The sequence below is a fragment of the Paraburkholderia youngii genome (genome assembly GCF_013366925.1).
Classification (GTDB): Bacteria; Pseudomonadota; Gammaproteobacteria; order Burkholderiales; family Burkholderiaceae; genus Paraburkholderia; species Paraburkholderia youngii.
The window spans coordinates 211,352-227,223 of sequence record NZ_JAALDK010000002.1; the positions used below are offsets into that span (position 1 = coordinate 211,352).

General features: G+C 61.4%; 12 protein-coding genes and 2 pseudogenes. 2 read left to right on the forward strand and 12 right to left on the reverse strand.

Translation table 11 applies throughout. The features are described 5' to 3' along the window. Positions 1 to 318 precede the first annotated feature (318 nt). The 9 genes and pseudogenes from G5S42_RS32240 to G5S42_RS32275 all read right to left on the reverse strand — a co-directional run bounded on the left by G5S42_RS32240 (position 319) and on the right by G5S42_RS32275 (position 8,767). Complete coding sequence (locus tag G5S42_RS32240; protein WP_246392228.1) at positions 319 to 1,161, reverse strand: ABC transporter ATP-binding protein; 843 nt, start codon at positions 1,159 to 1,161, stop codon at positions 319 to 321. Then, entirely contained in the window at positions 1,158 to 2,036 is an 879-nt protein-coding gene (locus tag G5S42_RS32245) for an ABC transporter ATP-binding protein (RefSeq protein WP_176110858.1), read from the reverse strand. Before G5S42_RS32245 ends, G5S42_RS32240 begins: the two co-directional genes overlap by 4 nt. Before the next feature lies 1 nt (position 2,037). Continuing rightward, on the reverse strand, positions 2,038 to 2,952 hold the full coding sequence (gene nikC / locus G5S42_RS32250; RefSeq protein WP_176111932.1) for a nickel transporter permease: 915 nt from the start codon (positions 2,950 to 2,952) through the stop codon (positions 2,038 to 2,040). Between the two features lie 64 nt (positions 2,953 to 3,016). Beyond that, complete coding sequence (locus tag G5S42_RS32255; RefSeq protein WP_176110859.1) at positions 3,017 to 4,087, reverse strand: ABC transporter permease; 1,071 nt, start codon at positions 4,085 to 4,087, stop codon at positions 3,017 to 3,019. A 55-nt stretch (positions 4,088 to 4,142) separates the two neighbouring features. Beyond that, positions 4,143 to 5,750 carry an ABC transporter substrate-binding protein gene (locus G5S42_RS32260; protein WP_176110860.1) on the reverse strand — a complete coding sequence of 536 codons (1,608 nt, stop codon included), beginning with the start codon at positions 5,748 to 5,750 and terminating at the stop codon, positions 4,143 to 4,145. A 64-nt stretch (positions 5,751 to 5,814) separates the two neighbouring features. After that, positions 5,815 to 6,378 carry a D-alanyl-D-alanine dipeptidase gene (ddpX, locus tag G5S42_RS32265; protein WP_176110861.1) on the reverse strand — a complete coding sequence of 188 codons (564 nt, stop codon included), beginning with the start codon at positions 6,376 to 6,378 and terminating at the stop codon, positions 5,815 to 5,817. 33 nt (positions 6,379 to 6,411) lie between these two features. Continuing rightward, a pseudogene (locus G5S42_RS45845) lies at positions 6,412 to 6,937 on the reverse strand (MurR/RpiR family transcriptional regulator); the annotation flags it as partial. 83 nt (positions 6,938 to 7,020) lie between these two features. Continuing rightward, a pseudogene (locus G5S42_RS45850) lies at positions 7,021 to 7,300 on the reverse strand (MurR/RpiR family transcriptional regulator); the annotation flags it as partial. Positions 7,301 to 7,810: 510 nt separating this feature from the next. Then, the gene (locus G5S42_RS32275) at positions 7,811 to 8,767 is read right to left on the reverse strand and encodes an EamA family transporter (RefSeq protein WP_176110862.1); all 957 of its coding nucleotides are present in this window, start codon (positions 8,765 to 8,767) and stop codon (positions 7,811 to 7,813) included. Between the two features lie 70 nt (positions 8,768 to 8,837). On the opposite strand from G5S42_RS32275, the gene G5S42_RS32280 reads away from it, so the two are divergent. Beyond that, complete coding sequence (locus G5S42_RS32280; RefSeq protein WP_176110863.1) at positions 8,838 to 9,470, forward strand: CGNR zinc finger domain-containing protein; 633 nt, start codon at positions 8,838 to 8,840, stop codon at positions 9,468 to 9,470. Positions 9,471 to 10,456: 986 nt separating this feature from the next. On the opposite strand, the gene G5S42_RS32285 is transcribed toward G5S42_RS32280, so the two are convergent. From G5S42_RS32285 to G5S42_RS32295, 3 genes are all read right to left on the reverse strand, one after another. Then, on the reverse strand, positions 10,457 to 12,772 hold the full coding sequence (locus tag G5S42_RS32285; RefSeq protein ID WP_176110864.1) for a WD40/YVTN/BNR-like repeat-containing protein: 2,316 nt from the start codon (positions 12,770 to 12,772) through the stop codon (positions 10,457 to 10,459). A gap of 198 nt (positions 12,773 to 12,970) precedes the next feature. Further along, positions 12,971 to 13,339 (reverse strand): hypothetical protein, encoded by a 369-nt coding sequence (locus G5S42_RS32290; RefSeq protein ID WP_176110865.1) that lies wholly within the window; start codon positions 13,337 to 13,339, stop codon positions 12,971 to 12,973. Positions 13,340 to 13,510: 171 nt separating this feature from the next. Next, positions 13,511 to 14,470, reverse strand: coding sequence for a LysR substrate-binding domain-containing protein (locus tag G5S42_RS32295; protein WP_176110866.1), 960 nt, complete (start codon positions 14,468 to 14,470; stop codon positions 13,511 to 13,513). Between the two features lie 81 nt (positions 14,471 to 14,551). On the opposite strand from G5S42_RS32295, the gene G5S42_RS32300 reads away from it, so the two are divergent. Continuing rightward, complete coding sequence (locus G5S42_RS32300; RefSeq protein ID WP_176110867.1) at positions 14,552 to 14,950, forward strand: nuclear transport factor 2 family protein; 399 nt, start codon at positions 14,552 to 14,554, stop codon at positions 14,948 to 14,950. The last annotated feature ends 922 nt before the right edge of the window (positions 14,951 to 15,872 follow it).

Sequence of the window (15,872 nt, forward strand, 5' to 3'; positions counted from 1 at the left end):
CACTGAACGTCGCCGATGAGCGTATCCGCTTCGAAGCATTCGGATCGCAACCGTCACTCGAACACGCATCAATGGCGTCGCGCGCCCCTTAGCTCACCAGCGGTGGCCGGGGGCGCCACGGTGACGTTCCGCCGGTCGGCCCGCATGATCGACTGGTCGGAGGAACAGGGCAGCGCTCTGGAACTGGCCGAGGCGAATGGAATAGCTGCACCTTCGTCGTGCCGTGTGGGTACGTGCGTCAGAAGGGTATTGCGGGCTGGCACATCGCTGCTTAAGGCCTGGCCGTATCTGCTGGGCGGCGTGAAAACTCTTCTGCTCTCACCAATTCCTACTTTTCTTTGTTCTCAGCACCGGTTTCGGGAGGCGCACAGAGGGCGGGCAATCAGCCGCTTCCTTGTCTACCGCGATCGACTTGCGGCGCCGGTAGCCTGTGGTCGCGAGCAACAGGCTGCGCGTGTATTCGTGCTCGACCTGCTGCGCGCGAATGGATGCGATATCGCGTTGCTCGACAATCTCACCATGGCGCATGATCGCTACGCGCGAGCAGAGAAAGCCCACCACCGCCAGATTGTGGCTCACCAGCATCATTGTCAGATTCCGTTCGCGATGAAGCCGTCTCAGCAGGTTGAGGATTTCGGCCTGCACGGATACATCGAGTGCGGACGTCGGCTCATCGAGCAGCAGCACGCGCGGTTCGACGATCAGCGCCCGAGCAATTGCGACGCGCTGCCGCTGCCCTCCGGACCGCTGATGCGGATAGCGGAAACGATAAGACGGACCCAAGCCGACTTCGCGCAGCGCATCGACAATGCGTTCTTCCTGCCCGCCGATGCCGTTGATGGTCAGCGGCTCGCGCAAGCTCTGATCGATTGTGAAGCGCGGATGCAGCGAGCCGTACGGGTCCTGAAACACCATCTGCACGTCGCGTCGGAAGGAGCGGTCTAGTTTTTCTCCGAGCACGTGCGAACCGATTTTCATACGGCCGCCGGCAACGGGCGCGAGACCGGTCAACGCGCGCAGGATCGTCGACTTGCCGGAACCCGATTCGCCGACCAGTCCGAACACCTCACCTTCTCCGACATGAAAGCTCGCCGCGCGCACCGCGTCGAAGTGACCGGTCCTGGTTTTGAAGCGCACCGTCAAAGCGTCGACATCGATCATGCTGATTCTCCGGCCGGTTGCGTAAGCCATGCCGCGTCCCGCTTCAGCACGGGCAGTTGCTCGGGCGGATCGATAAGCGGTGGATTCGCCGCGAGCAGGGCGCGCGTATAGGGATGCTCGGCGTGGACGAGATCGCGTGCCGCGCACGTTTCCACGACGCGTCCCGCGAACATCACGACGACGCGGTCACAGAACGACATGACGAGGGGCAGGTCGTGGCTGATAAAAATGAGGCCGGTGTCATGCTTTGCGATCATCTCGTCAAGAATCCCGAGCACCTGCATCGAGACGAGCACGTCGAGTGCGCTGGTGGGTTCATCGGCGATCAGCAGACGCGGCCCGGACGACACCATCATGGCGATCATCACGCGCTGCCCCATGCCACCCGACAACTCGTGCGGGTAGGAGTCGGCGACACGCTCCGGATTGCGGATATGCACCGCTGCCAGCGCCTCGATGATTTTCTCGCGTATCTCGCGGCGGCCGAACTTCGGTCCGTGCAGTTCGAACGCTTCGCGCATTTGCTGCGCGACGGTCATCACCGGGTTCAGTGAGTATTTCGGATCTTGCAGGATCATGCCCATCTGCTGGCCGCACAGTTGCCGGCGCTTGCGCACCGGCATGGCAAGCAGATCCTGACCGTCGAACTTCATCGCCTTCGCACGACATTGCGCCTCAGGCGGCAGCAGGCCGAGCAGCGCACGCCCGGTCAGCGACTTGCCGGAACCGGATTCGCCGACGATGCCAAGCCGCTCGCCGCGCCGCAGCGTCAGCGAAAGGCCACGCACCGCTTCAGTCAATTCGCCGCCATGACCGCGAAAGCCGATTTGCAGGTCGTCGATTTCACACAAAGGATGGGTCATATCGACTGGCATGTCAGCCTCCCTGGCGTGGATCGAAGACGTCCCGCAGACCGTCGCCGAGCAGGTTGAAGGCGAGACTCACCAGCAGAATGGCGAAGCCGGGAATAGTGGCCACCCACCACGAATCGAGCAGCACGTTGCGGCCTGACGCGACCATGAAACCCCACTCGGGGCTGGGCGGTTGTGCGCCGAGGCCAAGGAATCCGAGGCCCGCGACAGTGAGAATGATGCCGGCCATATCGAGGGTCGCGCGCACGATCACCGACGACGAGCACAGCGGCATGATGTAGAGCAGGAGAATGCGCTTGCGCGAGGCGCCCTGCAAGCGCGCGACGTGAATGAAATCGGCTTGCACGAGCCGCAGCGTTTCCGCCCGCGCGAGGCGGGCATAGGCCGGCCACGCGGTAATCGAAATGGCGATCACCGCGTTGATCACACCGGGCCCCAGTGCGGCCGCGAAAGCGAGCGCGAGCACGATCTTCGGAAAGGCGAGCGCTACGTCGGTGATCCGCATCAGCACGTTGTCCACCCAGCCGCCGAAGAAGCCAGCAGTGGTGCCGATCAAAAGCCCCACGGGAACCACGATCACCACGACGAGGATCGCAATCGAGAGCGTAAGGCGTGAACCGTAGATCAGACGCGAGAGGATATCCCGGCCAAGCTGGTCGGTGCCGAACCAGTGCGATGGCGAACCCGGCGGCAGCAGGCGGTCGGAGAGGACTTGCTGCAACGGATCGTGCGGTGCGATCAGCGGCCCAATCGCCGCGATGATGATCAGCAAGGCCAGAATCAAGAGGCCGAAGACTGACAGCGGATTGCCCGCGAAGCGTCGCCAGCGCCGGTAAGCGAGGCCAAGCGCGGCCTGCTTGCGTGACGCGGGCGTCTCGCTCAGCAGCCAGTCTTTCCATCGTCGGGGCGCGGCATTCATCGGCCAGTCCTGCGTTTGCATGGATTCATCGGTAGGGGGAAGCACGAAAGAGACCTCCGCAATGTCAGCGGGCGCGTGGATCGAACACGCGATAGAGCGCGTCGGTCAACAGGTTGAGCGCGATAAACGTGACGCCGATCACGAGCGTGCTGCCGAGCACGGCGTTCATATCGGCGTTCAGGAGGGCGCCCGTCAGATACGAACCGATACCGGGCCACGCGAAGACGATTTCGGTCAGCACCGAGCCTTCGAGCAGATAGCTGTACGTGAGTGCGATTACGGTCAGAAGCGGCACGGCGATATTGCCGAACGCGTGGCGCCAGATCACCAGGCGCTCGGGCAAGCCTTTCGCGCGCGCCGTGGTGATGTACTCCTGGTTGAGTTGATCGAGCATGAACGAACGCGTCATGCGGCTCAGATAGGCGACCGAGTAGTAGCCGAGAATGGCCGCGGGCAGCGCGATATGCGAGAACGCATTGAAGAACACATCCCATTCGCCGGCGATGAGCGAGTCGATCAGCAGGCTGCCTGTGCGCGTATCGACCATGCCGTCGAATACCGGATCGACGCGTCCCGGCCCCGCCACCCAATGCAGCTTCGCGTAGAACAGCAGCAAGCCCATCAGCCCGAGCCAGAACACCGGGACCGAACTGCCGACGAGGCCGACGAAGCGCGCGACGTGATCGATCCAGCGGTTGTGGCGCACGGCGGCGATCACGCCCAGCGGCACGCCGATCAGCACGCCGATGATGGTCGACAGGGTCGCGAGTTCGAGCGTTGCGGGAAACACCCGCTGGATGTCCTCGATCACGGGATGCGCGGTCAGCAGCGACATACCGAAATTGCCATGCAGCACATCGCGCACGTAGATCAGGAACTGCACTGCGAGCGGCGCGTCGAGCCCGAGTTGAAGACGCGCCGCCGCGTAGGCTGCGGCTGACGCGCGATCGCCGAGAATCGCCAGCACCGGATCGATCGGTATTTTGCGGCCGATCACGAACGTGACCGCCAGCAACCCGGCGAAGGTGATCACGAGCGTGACGATCCAGCGCACGAGGCGCAAGGTCCAGCGCACGCTGGCGCTTTCAACCGAAAGCGCGCGCATGCGCTCGAAAGTCGTGAGGCGAGTGGACATGGCAAGTTCCTCGGTCGAAGGCGAAGCCCGGACAGTCTCGCCTCCACCGCAAACGTTACTGCTTCTTCAGATCACGATACGACACGAGGTCGTTGATCGGACCCACCTCGAGACCCGTTACGCCCGGTCGCGCGGCCACCTGCGAGACCTGCTGGAACATGATCACGAAGGGGGAACTCGCGAGCACCTGCTTCTGCATGGTCTGGTACAGCTCGGCGCGCTTCGCCGTCGACGATTCGGCGAGCGCCGCGTTGGTTTCCTTCGTCAGGCCGGGGATGTCCCACGAATTGCGCCACGCGAGCATCTTATAGGTCGACTTGTCGGAATTGTCGGGATTCCAGGTGAATCCCTGGGCGTTGCTGTGCGGGTCGATGTAATCGGCGGACCATTCGCCGATATAAATGTCATGCGAGCGCGAGCGGTACTTGGCGAGCGTCTGCTTGTTGTCGCCGGGGATGATCTGTACCTTGATGCCGCCTTGGGCAAGGTTGGCCTGCACTGCCTCGGCGATTTCGCTGTACGGGTAGCCGTTACGCACATCCATCGTCACGGAAAAGCCGTTCGGAAGCCCGGCCTTTGCCAGCAGTTCCTTGGCCTTGGCGACGTTCTGCTGGTAGGGGTCGGTATTCAGCGCGCCGAGGAAACCTTCGGGGAGGAAGGTTTCGTGCACCTTGTAGGTGGTTTTGGCGACGTTGCTCTGAATCCCGTTGTAGTCGATCAGCCACTTCATCGCTTGCTGGACTTCCGGTTTGACCAGATTCGGATTCTTGACGTTCAGGCCGAGGTATAGAAGCGTCGCTTGCGGCACCGCGCTCACATGCGCCTTGCCGGACTTCGTGAGCGCGACGAGATCATCAGGACTCAGGTTGCGCGCCACATCGACGTCACCGTTCTCGAGCAGCAGGCGCTGGCTCGATGCTTCCGGCACGTGACGCAACACGATCCGCTTCATCGCGAGCGGTACGCGATAACCGTCGAAGCGCTGCAAGACGATGCTGTCGTTGGCAGACCATTTGACGAGCTTGTAGGCGCCGGAGCCGGCCTCGTTCGTGCGCAGCCATTCGTTGCCGAAGTCAGTGCCTTTCTGGTGCGTGAGCAGCAACTGCTTGTCTACCACCGAGGCAGGCCACGAACCGAGTACGTTCAGCACAAACGTCGGCGCGTATTTCTGGTCGGTCGTCACACTGACGGTTGTGTCGTCGACCTTCTTCACGTTGGCCAGCACGTTGTCTTTGGTCAAACCGATGCCTTGCAGCACTGCCGCCGCGCCTTTATCGAGGAGGACGGTGCGCTGGATCGACCACGCGACGTCGTCGGCGCTCAACGCGTTGCCCGAGTGGAACTTGAGACCTGGACGGATCTTGAACGTGAAGGTCAGGCCGTCGGGGCTCACGGTCCATGATTGTGCGACATCGCCGTTGAATTTCGACGGGTCTTTCAGATCGACCCTCACCAGCCGGTCATACGTATTCGCTACATATTCTTCCGGCACCAGTTCGTAGATTTCGCCCGGATCGAGCGTGGTGAATTCGTCGAGGAGCGTGGCCATGACGAACATGTCTTTCGGCGTCGCCGCCGCAGCGGGGACGGCGGCTGTGAACGACAAGGTCATGGCGGAGGAGATCACCGCCGCCGTCAGTGCATTGCGCAATACCAGTTTCATTGCCGCTCCATAAGGAATGGGTAGAGCCTGTCAGGGGAACAACGGATGGAGAAATCGAACGCCATTACATAAGACGCAACGGACCGCTTTCGCTGTTATCGATCAACGGCAGCGCGCGGGAGCCAGGCAACTCGTAGTGCCACCATTCGCTCTTGATGTGGGTGAAGCCGGCGGCGTGCATGATGCCGAGCAGTAACAGGCGGTTACGCTGCACATGCGCGGGCAGGCCAGTATGGAAGTGTTCGGACTCGATCGTCATGGCGTCGAAGCCCGTGCCCATGTCGAGTTCGTTGCCGTCGGCGTCGAGCAGCGTCAGATCGATCGCCGTGCCGCGGCTATGGTTCGAACCGCGGCCAAGCTCAGCGATGTAGGTCGGGTCGGGCAGAAAATCCCACAGCACCTGTTGCGCCTGGGGCGGACGGTACGCATCGAAAATCCTCAGGGTCAGGCCGGCGTTGCGGGCAATCTCCACTGCTTCGCGCAAAGCGGCTTCTGCGGGTTCGAGCAGCAGGCAGTGAGCTTCCTTGTAGATGGGCTTGCCTGTCAAATTGCGCTCGGTGGCATAGACGAGGTCGATGTCCACGCCATGCGTGGCGGCGGTGATTTCGATGAGTCGCGGTTGTGTCATGGCGGGCGCGTTCAGATTCCGGATGTGACAGGTTTAGAGATCGAACTGGTTGAATTCGCCTTGCAGCTCGCTGCGACGCGTTCGTCGATCGCGGCCCCCAGTTGAGCAACGATCGCGGTAATCATCAGCAGGTTGAACAGACAGCTGAGCGGCGCCAGCGAGTCACAGAACTGGCCGACATCGGTTTTGATCTGCAACAAATCGCAGTCGAATTCACGAGCCCACGGGCAATAGATGTCGGTGGCCAGTGAAATTGCCCGCCACGATGCGCCGCGGCTTCACAGTAGCGGCGCGCGATCACCGGGTAGGCGCGCGTGTCGGTAATGACGAGGGACGGTGCGGCGAATTCCGAGTTCAGCGAATCGACGCATGAGCCGGACATGCCGTCGGAGTACAAGACGCGCGGACGGATGTATTCGAGGTAGCCGTAGAACGCGTTGCCGGTGCCGCGGGTCGACTGGATGCCGAGGATATATACGGCGTCCGCTTGGGAGATGCGCTCCGCGATGCGGGCGAACATGGGCGATTGCGCCAACTGGTACACATGCTGGATCGTGTCGACGAGTTGCAGCGAGTGGGTCAGGGCGCGAGTTTGGAGGTTTTCCCCGTTTTTGCCGTGGCGCGGGGCGTTGGCCAACTGTTCGCGCATACACCGGTATTCGTCGAGCCGGTCGGTAATCATCCACGGGCGCCCCTGCGCGCCGCGCAGTTCGCGCTTGAGGTCGTCGAGGTTGCGATAGCCGACGCTGCGCAGGAAACACCCCACGGAGATTCCGCTGGTGGCCGTTTGCTGCGCGATCTGATCAGCCGTTGCCAGGCCTAGTCGCTCGAGATGCGCCAGCATATAACTGGCAATGCGCTGGGGCGTTGGAGTGAGTTCGGCAAAGTGGGCCTCGACGGTCTGTGCGAAAGCGGTCGGCATGTCAGCGCGGAGGGATTGATGGTTAATTGCCTGTCATATATTTCGTCAATGACATACATCTAACAAAGCCAATAAAGTCAGCGCCAGCTTAAAAAATCAATTGGATGCGCTGTTCAATAGCTTCCGGCCGAGACTTCCGCTCCCGGTTCCTCCGCGTGCCTGGGTGGATGCCGCTCTTCGATGCCCTCATTCTGTGGCTCCAAAGTTTTGTCCCCTCATGATGACCTGGCGGGGTTTGGATGTCGATCAGCGAAGCCATCCTACTCCGGACATGGATAACCATCGACGCGCAGGCCGCAAGTAGCGCGGGAAGGGCGCCGAGCAAATCCGGTTGTGCACGTGGACCTTTATCTTCTCTCGCGCAGAGGCAATCGCCTCAAGCCCGCGGCGGTGGAATTCGCCTCGCGACTAAAGCTGGCAGCAGCCCGATTCGTAGCTGAGGCACAGGTCGAGCAGCCGGCGCGAGCTGCCTGAAGGTGGAAATGCCCATCTGCTCGGCGGTCGCGACGATTAGCGATCGCAGTCCTGCCCGCCCCGCGAAAGTGACGATGCGACAAGATCGTGGCGCGTCTGCGTCCGCCGGGTGGAGTTTCTTCGTTCCAGCCGCCATGCGACACATACCGCGCCGATCGTCAACGGTGCGCCAATGAGCATCCCCATGCTCGGCTGCTCGTCAAGAAAAAGCCACCCTAGCACGACCGCCACCACAGGATTGACAAACGTGTACGTTGCGACCAACGTCGGTTGAACACGGTCGAGCAGCCACACGTACACCGAAAATGCAACGACAGTACCCGCTATCGTCAGGTAAGCCAACGCGACGAGCGAGGATCCTGAGATTCGATCCGGTCGGAAAAGCTGCGCTTCGCCGGCTCCTGCGCTCAGCGCTGCAAGCACGATGCCGCCTGAGAGAAGTTCAATCCCCGAAAGTCTCAGGCCTTGTTTCGTGCCGCCGAAGTTTTGCACGGCGACGGTTGCGAGCGCCCACGAAAAACTCGAGCCTAACAGCGCGGCGAGCCAAAACGCGTCGATAGCCCCCGACGAAGAGGGAGCCCAGGCAATGACGCCTACCCCGGCAAAGCCCGCGCCGAGCGCGAGCCATACGGACCGCGAAGGCGCGCGTTGACCCGGTAGCGGGAAGCGCAGCAGGGCGATCCAGAACGGGATCGTGGCGAGCATGACCGCGGCAAGTCCGGACGGCACATGCCGCTGCGCGAGCGCCAATACCCCATGGCAACCTACGAAAAACAGGAGTCCGCAAACAATTGCCAGCAGCAGCGTTCGCGGCGTCAGTGGGTCGCGTTCGCGCAAGGCACCCCAAAGGAGCAGTATGGTCCCGCCGGCCAGACAGCGGATGCACATCAGCATCAGTGGCGGGAACGAGCGCAACGCGATGGCGACGCAAAGATAAGTCGACCCCCAGACGACGTAGATGATTGAAAACGCGATGAGCAAGCGTACACGCATTGGCGCATTCCACTAATACATAACCGGTTAACAGGTTAGACTACGATCGGTATTTTGCAAGGAGTCGGCTATGAGCATGGTCAACACCGCGTCACAGGCGAGCAGCGCATTCGTCGTCACCGAGGACCCTTGCATACCGTTCGTGAATACGGTCGCATGGAGACTAACCGGGGAGCCTCAGGAGCGGCTCGAGTCCGCCCGCTCATTGCTGGTTGTGCTGAGGGAGCAGCGGCTGGTCGACGATGGCCTGCTACGTGCGTACGGCGCCCAATGGAAGAGCGATCCCAGGGCGGCTGACAACGCATACCGGCTTGCGATCGAAGCGCGCGAGGCGATCTATGCCGCCCTCTGCGGAGCCGCGAGGGAAAAGAAGACGCCGGCGGACCTGTCGTTGCTGTTTCGATTGCTCAGCGTCGACACGCCGGGCGCAACGCTGCTGCGCAAAAACGGTAGGTACGTCTGGTCATGGGACGCGAACGCGTTGCGCGCCGCGGCGTTGATAAGGCCATTCGTCGTCTCGGCGTTGGGGCTCCTGACGGGGCCACGCGCGAAACGGATCAAGCAGTGCGAAGACGCGCGCGGCTGCGGATGGCTTTTCGTCGATGAGAGCCGTGCGCAAAACAGGCGCTGGTGTTCGATGGGGGATTGCGGCAATTGCGCGAAAGCAAGGCGTAACTACGCGCGGGGGCGTGAATCCTCCTGAGCGTATAAAACGATGGCATGCGTCGCAGGAAGCGGCCGTCGCTGAGCATGCAGAAGCAGAGTCCGTTGAAGGCGGCTTGGCGAAGGTGACAAGAACGCGGTGAACAGCTTCTTCGAAAAGCAGAGTGGCCGTTGGCTTCCGCGAGAAGAAGGAGGCTGAGCTTCGCGAGGCCGGCGAGTTCGAATTCCGCCTTCGATCCTGTTGCCGGCGCTGGATATCAACGTCGAAGTCTATACACGTTTTCCATGCGTGTCGTGTCGGCGATCATCAAGTTCGACAAGGTGATGAATCAGTTCGACTTCATGGTCTGGAACGGTATTCGTGACCAGATAACCTTGTCGGCGTAGGCGTCGTCACCGGAGACTTTCCAAAGCAACGCGAGCGCCAGTTCTGCCAACTTGTTTCCAGAGCTGACTATGGAGTTTTCAATGGTTGCTTTCCGGCGACGGGGATGAATGCGTGCTGCCGCCCCACAAACAGTCGTTCGACATCCGGTTGAAGATCGCTGACACCCATTAGCGGGCCCGGTGTCAAGTGAGCAAACAATATCTTCGACTGCCCGAGCAGACGATTTCGATTGCACTGACCGAATGCAGTAGCCGAGCGCACCCGTTTCTTCGATTCATGGCTGCGACGGATCGCGCCAGACACCCATCAGGATCAAGCGATCGGCGCTCATCGGCTGCCTGTCGCCCTGGTGGCTCCGCCACTCCAGAAGAACCTTGGTGCCGCGACGCGTCCATTGGGTTCGCACAATACTCCTGGTTGCCAGACTTCCGGCATCAATCCAGGGGCAGAATGACGGCTACGGTGCTGCTCGGGCGCCTACCGAGTAATTGAGGGAATCTCGACAGGAAGGTCAGACTCACGGATGAAAAAACCCGAAAGTTGACGACCAACTTTCGGGTTACGGCAGCAACCAGATCGCCTATGCTCTCCCCCTCGCGATTGCAAGCCGCAACCGGACGGAGATAGGTCGATCAACCTCAGTTGCTGAAGATTAGACCGCGAGCGACACCATTGACGTAAATGCGGCCATAAGTGTTCCAGTCGCCCACCACCACAGCGTTGCCGCCGAACTGGTGCGCGTCGTCGTTGAAGCGCGACCACGTTGCGCCGCCATCGTCGGAGCGGAAGATGCCCCACTGGCCGTTGATCGTGCCTTCCACATAGACCGCGGCCGAGTATGGCGAGCCGGTTTGCGCCTTGCCCAGCGTGATATTGGTGGCCCCGAGCGTGCCGTTGGCGGTTGCAAAGGCGGTGAGCTTGGTCCAGGTCGCGCCTGAGTCCAGCGAGTGGTACACGGCATTGCCGTCGGCCACCCAGATGTCGCCCTCGGCGTTCGGGTTCACCGCCATCGACGTATCGCCCCAGGCATTCCAGGCCATGTTCGCGTTCACCGAGCCCTGGCTCAGCGTGAACGTGTGGCCGGCGTCGGTCGAGACGTAGACCTTGCCAGGCTGCCAGCTCCAGTTTGCGCCGCCCGAATCGAAGGCATAGACCTTGTTCGGGTTGTTGCGGTCCACGGCCAGGCGATAAGCGCGGAAGAAGCCATTCCAGGTGGCGGTAAACGCCGGCAGGTTGGTTTGCGTCCAGCTCGCGCCATTGTTCGTGGTGTACGACGGCACCGAGTCTTGCGGCGCCCAGACCAGGTTGTTGCGGGACGTGACTGCCAGGCTTTGCACCTGGCTTGAGCTGGCCGAGCCGCCGGTAGGCATCGACGGGAACTGCGACCAGCTATTGCCGGAGTCGCCGGACCAGAAGCCCTTGACGGCGGAACCGTTGGCATTGTCGACGCCGGTGACGGCAATGTAGGACGGATCGGCCCACGCCATGTCGGCCGCATTGCCGCTGCTCCATCCGGGCATCGGAGTCCGCGTCGGCCGCGTCGCAAGGTCCGTGATCACCCACGCGCCGATGTCGCCCGCGGCGTTAATTAGCTTGTATTGCGCGCCGGCCGGAGGCGCGACGGCGAACAGCGTGGCGGTCTCTTCCAGGTTGTTGACCTTGGGGCTCCAGCCCGGCGTGGTCGAGGAGGCGTTCGTGGTTTCGCAGATGCCGCCGCCGTGGACGTGCATGATGTGGTCGCGGTTGGCCGGGTCGATCGTGACGTTCTCGATCCAGCCGCGGCAGGTGTCGGACGTATGCGGCATGTTGGCCTCGACTTCGCGCCAGCTGGTGCCGCCATCATCGGACATTTGAATTTGCATGCTGGTGTCGCTCCAGCCTGTCATGCCCACCGCAATGCGGGCGATCGAGCCGGCGCCGTAGACGGACAGGCCGGCCATCCCCATGCTGGTGGAGCTCAAGAGCTGGGTCCAGGTGCTGTTGTTGCTGGCGCCGAACTTGTAGAGATAACTGGGGCCACTGCCGCCCTGAACCTGAGGAGCTGTCGGGCGGAACGTCATGTAGAAGGTGCCGTCAGACGTCTTCACGACGTGCGGGATGTCGTAATTGGTCACGTTGGACGGGACCGCGACCGGCGACCACGTGGCGCCGCCATTGGTGGACCGGTACAGCGTCGACGTCAAGCCTGCCGCCTGGGCATAGTCGGAGGCGACGGTGGCCCAGATGATCCACGTCGGCTGCCCCGTCCCCTTGAATGGGGTATCGAAGATGATTTGTTCGACGCCGATCGGGGTCCCCCCGCCGGTCACCGTGGTGCTCGAGAAGCCCGTAACCTGGCTCCACGTTTGGCCCGAGTCCGTGCTCTTCCAGATACCGGCCTTGCGCGAGCCGAACATCAACGTCGACGGATTCTGTGGGTCGACCGCCAGACGTTCGCCGTAGCCCCGGGCGTTATCGTTGCCACCCACCGCGAACGGCAGCTCGTAGTGCGTCCAGGTGTTGCCGCGGTCGCTGGAAATGTAAATGCGGCCGTGGGCATCCTGACCCACGGTATCGCCGGTCATCATGTAGACCAGTTGGTCGTTGTTCGGGTCGAGGGCGATGCTCTCCACGCCGTGGTACCGGCCTTCGTCGGCGCCGAAACCCAGGCCGTCGGTGAGCGGGATCCACGACGAGGTCGTCGTGTCCCAGCGGTAGGCGCCGCCGACGTCGGTGCGTGCGTATAGCAGGCTTGCGTTGGTCGGATGGTAGATCAGGCCGGTGACATAGCCGCCGCCACCCCACTTGACGCTGGTCCAGCTCGTGGCCGGAACCGCCGCGGCAGCAACGGTCTGCGCGGACGCATGCGGCGCGCTGCCAGCCGTGCCGGACGATCCTCCGCCGCTGCACGAAACCAGGGGCAACACCGCAACGGTGGCCCAAAACACTCGGTGAATTCTTCCTTTCATCTTCATTTTGTTTTCCGTTCGGTCATGATGCCTTCGGCAGCCTCTTTCGACGCAATGCATCCCTTCTTGCGTCGATAGCGATCTTAATTGCCGTATCGCCAAAAAACACCGAGCGCGGCGTGGAAAAAGCGTAAGGAAATCCTTGTTTTTTGTTGGCTATTTCCTGTTTTCTTCGTAAGCGGGTAAGCAACCATCACTCCACGCTTACGGTTTGCCGGTCACATAGGCGATTTCTAGCACCAAGGCCATTGGCATATTCGGAATCGCGTCGAGTCCCGGTGCGAGGAGGGCCCCATCGGTTGAATAACCGGCTGCAGCTACACATATCGCTTCGAATTTTCCGCTGCCCGGCCACGTCTCCCGCAATAACAGCCGATACACTGCGTCGTCCATGACGACCTCGTACAAAGGGAACTCATTGCCGAGCCAAATGGAAGTACTACCGAGCTTGGGCCGTTCCGGCTGAGAAAGCCGCCATGCTTTCGCAAGGGAAACCAGGCCGGTCCTGCGATCCGTTACCGACCGGAATCGCTCATCGAACACCGGAATATGCAGGGTGTAATAGGAAGACATGGGTCGGGAATTGAGACCTTACACGGCCATGAACTGACGTTTGGCCGGCGGTTCGCTCGGACAGTCAAACGGCCGCTAGGCATCGACAAACGGGCATTCGTTGAAGCCCTTTTTACTGCTGGATTTCTTCGCTCTGTTGGCGCCGGTGGAGTTGAGCGACTTGGCGGGCGCTTATCGGGCCGGTATCGACGGATCCTCTTGCGCGAGCTGAGTCAAGACGTCAGCGAGTGTGCGAATCTTGATTTGTCCGGCTCGTTGCGAGGGAAAGACGAGGAAGTAGCCCAGACCGTTCTGCGCAACCTCACTGAACGGCATGACGAGTGCCCCCGCCTCGAGGCGTTCCTTCGCCATCCGAGGGTCGCCAATAGCAACGCCATGTCCCTGTGCGGCGGCGGTAAGTGCTAATTCGAGGGTATCAAAGACGAGCCCGCCTTCGGTGTCGAAGTGGGTCGCACCGACACGATCGAGCCAGCATCGCCACTCGCCGCGGTCCTGTCCCGGATGCAGCAATTTGATGCGAACAAGGTCAGCTACGGATTTCAGCGTCGCGGCCAGTTCGCTCGTACACATCGGCGTCAGGTGCTCTTGAAATAACGGTATCGCGTTCATACCCGTCCAATGTCCGGCTCCGCGCACAACGATGGCGTCGACATCGGGCGCAGTGAAATTGGGCGCATCGTCTGCCGATGTATAGATGCGCAATTCTGTCCCTGGCAGCGCGAGATTGATCACTGACACCCGCGGTAGCAACCAGCGAATCGCAAATGTGGACGGTAGCCGCAGGGTGAGAACAGACGCGGACTGTGTGAGAAAGTCTGCGTGTCGAACCAGTTGTGTGAGCAGGTTCACGGCCACCGTCAACAGAGCATTTCCTTCTGCTGTCAGCGTCAGCCCTGACACGTGGCGCACGAACAGCGCACATCGATAGTGGGCTTCCAGTTGCTGGACCTGGCGGCTCACCGCACCCTGCGTTCGACACAGATGGTTAGCGGCCTTGCTGATACTGCCAAGTTCTGCCGCAGCGACGAACGCTTGGTACGCAGACAGTGGAGGCAAAGCACGCGTGAGGTCTGCCAGAGGATATGCACGATTCGCATACCGGGGTTGCGAATTTTTCGATTGTTCGGTCATCGCTGCGTCGCTATCGTGGCTGCGTCAGATCCGCTGTCCTTCGTGCGAGCAGACCTGTCAACAAACCTTCGGAGAATGATTGTGGATTCATCATCGGGAGCACTATACACGCGGCAGATTCGCACCTACCTGAGCGAACTGGAGCGCGGCGATGTCGCCGCAATCTGCGCCTTGTTCGCAGCGGACGCACAGATATTCTCGCCTTTTCTCGGCTGGATGCACCCCGCGCCCTTCTTTGCAAAGGTTGATGCAGCATCGGGAGACAGCCGGATCACACTCATCGATATCTGCGTCAGCACGACGGGTGCCCGACGCGCGACCGGTTATTTCGCCTACGACTGGGGGCTGAAAGACGGCTCTGCGGTGAAATTTGAGTGTGTTGACGTATTCGAGTTCGACGAAAGCGGCCGCATCAAGCAGATGATCATCGTTTACGACACGCATCCTGTTCGCAACACAGTAGGCGACAAATACGCGTAGCGGCGGCGGGACCTTTGCCGCGCATGGAGTCATTGAATGACGCGCCCGTCGTCACCTTCGCTAGCAAAGCCAGCGTCGTCGCCGGAGCCGACGGGATGCGTCCATGACGGTGCGTGTGTCATAAGGTGACGGCCATTAGCAAACGCGATGCCGCACGAGAAATGGGGTGGCCGAACCATTCGGAGAGGTAAGGCGGGGATCGGCCCATCAGCGGCCATTCGGCTCGGCGCTCGCACAGCCCTGCGAACGTCTGCTCCGCATGTCGTACTTGCCGTATGGCGTGCAGTCAGCATCGCCCAGCTGTCAGCACGTCAATCCCGGGCTTTGCTTGCCCAATAGCGGGAGGGGGATGCGCAGGCTGGAACAATCGCGTTCGACAGTAGGCTGCGCGAGAGCCCGAGGCGCGTCGTCCCGGACTCCAGCACAAGGGCATTGATAATGTTCAACGTGGTACGGCGAGGAAACGCGTCCCGCGCGGTCGGCTCGCAAACTTTCGACGGCCCTGAGCAATTCAATAACCGCCGCCTTGACGACCTGCCACGTCGCTTTGATCCGTTCGAATACGGGCGACTGCGCTACGCGCATCTGGATGAGCGGTCCCGTCCCGATCGCAATCGAACTCCTGGCAGCCACCCACCTCGATCCCCCAGTGGTGGAAGGCCTCTGGCGGCAGGCGGAAAGTAATGGTCGACTCGGACCAGGAGCAGATCCGAGTGACCGGCAGGCGATGGCACCGGCACCGACTCCCAAGAAGAAGCGCCACGGATTGACACAGTAAAGGTGACGATCCTGCAAGAGAGCATGGTTTGCACGCCAAAGGCGACGAATGCGGTGGCGGAGGCTAGCGGCTCCAGCTCCGAACTTACCCTGCGGCTAACGCGCAACCGCTTCGCAGCCCTCGACCGGTTCCCGATGAATCGCA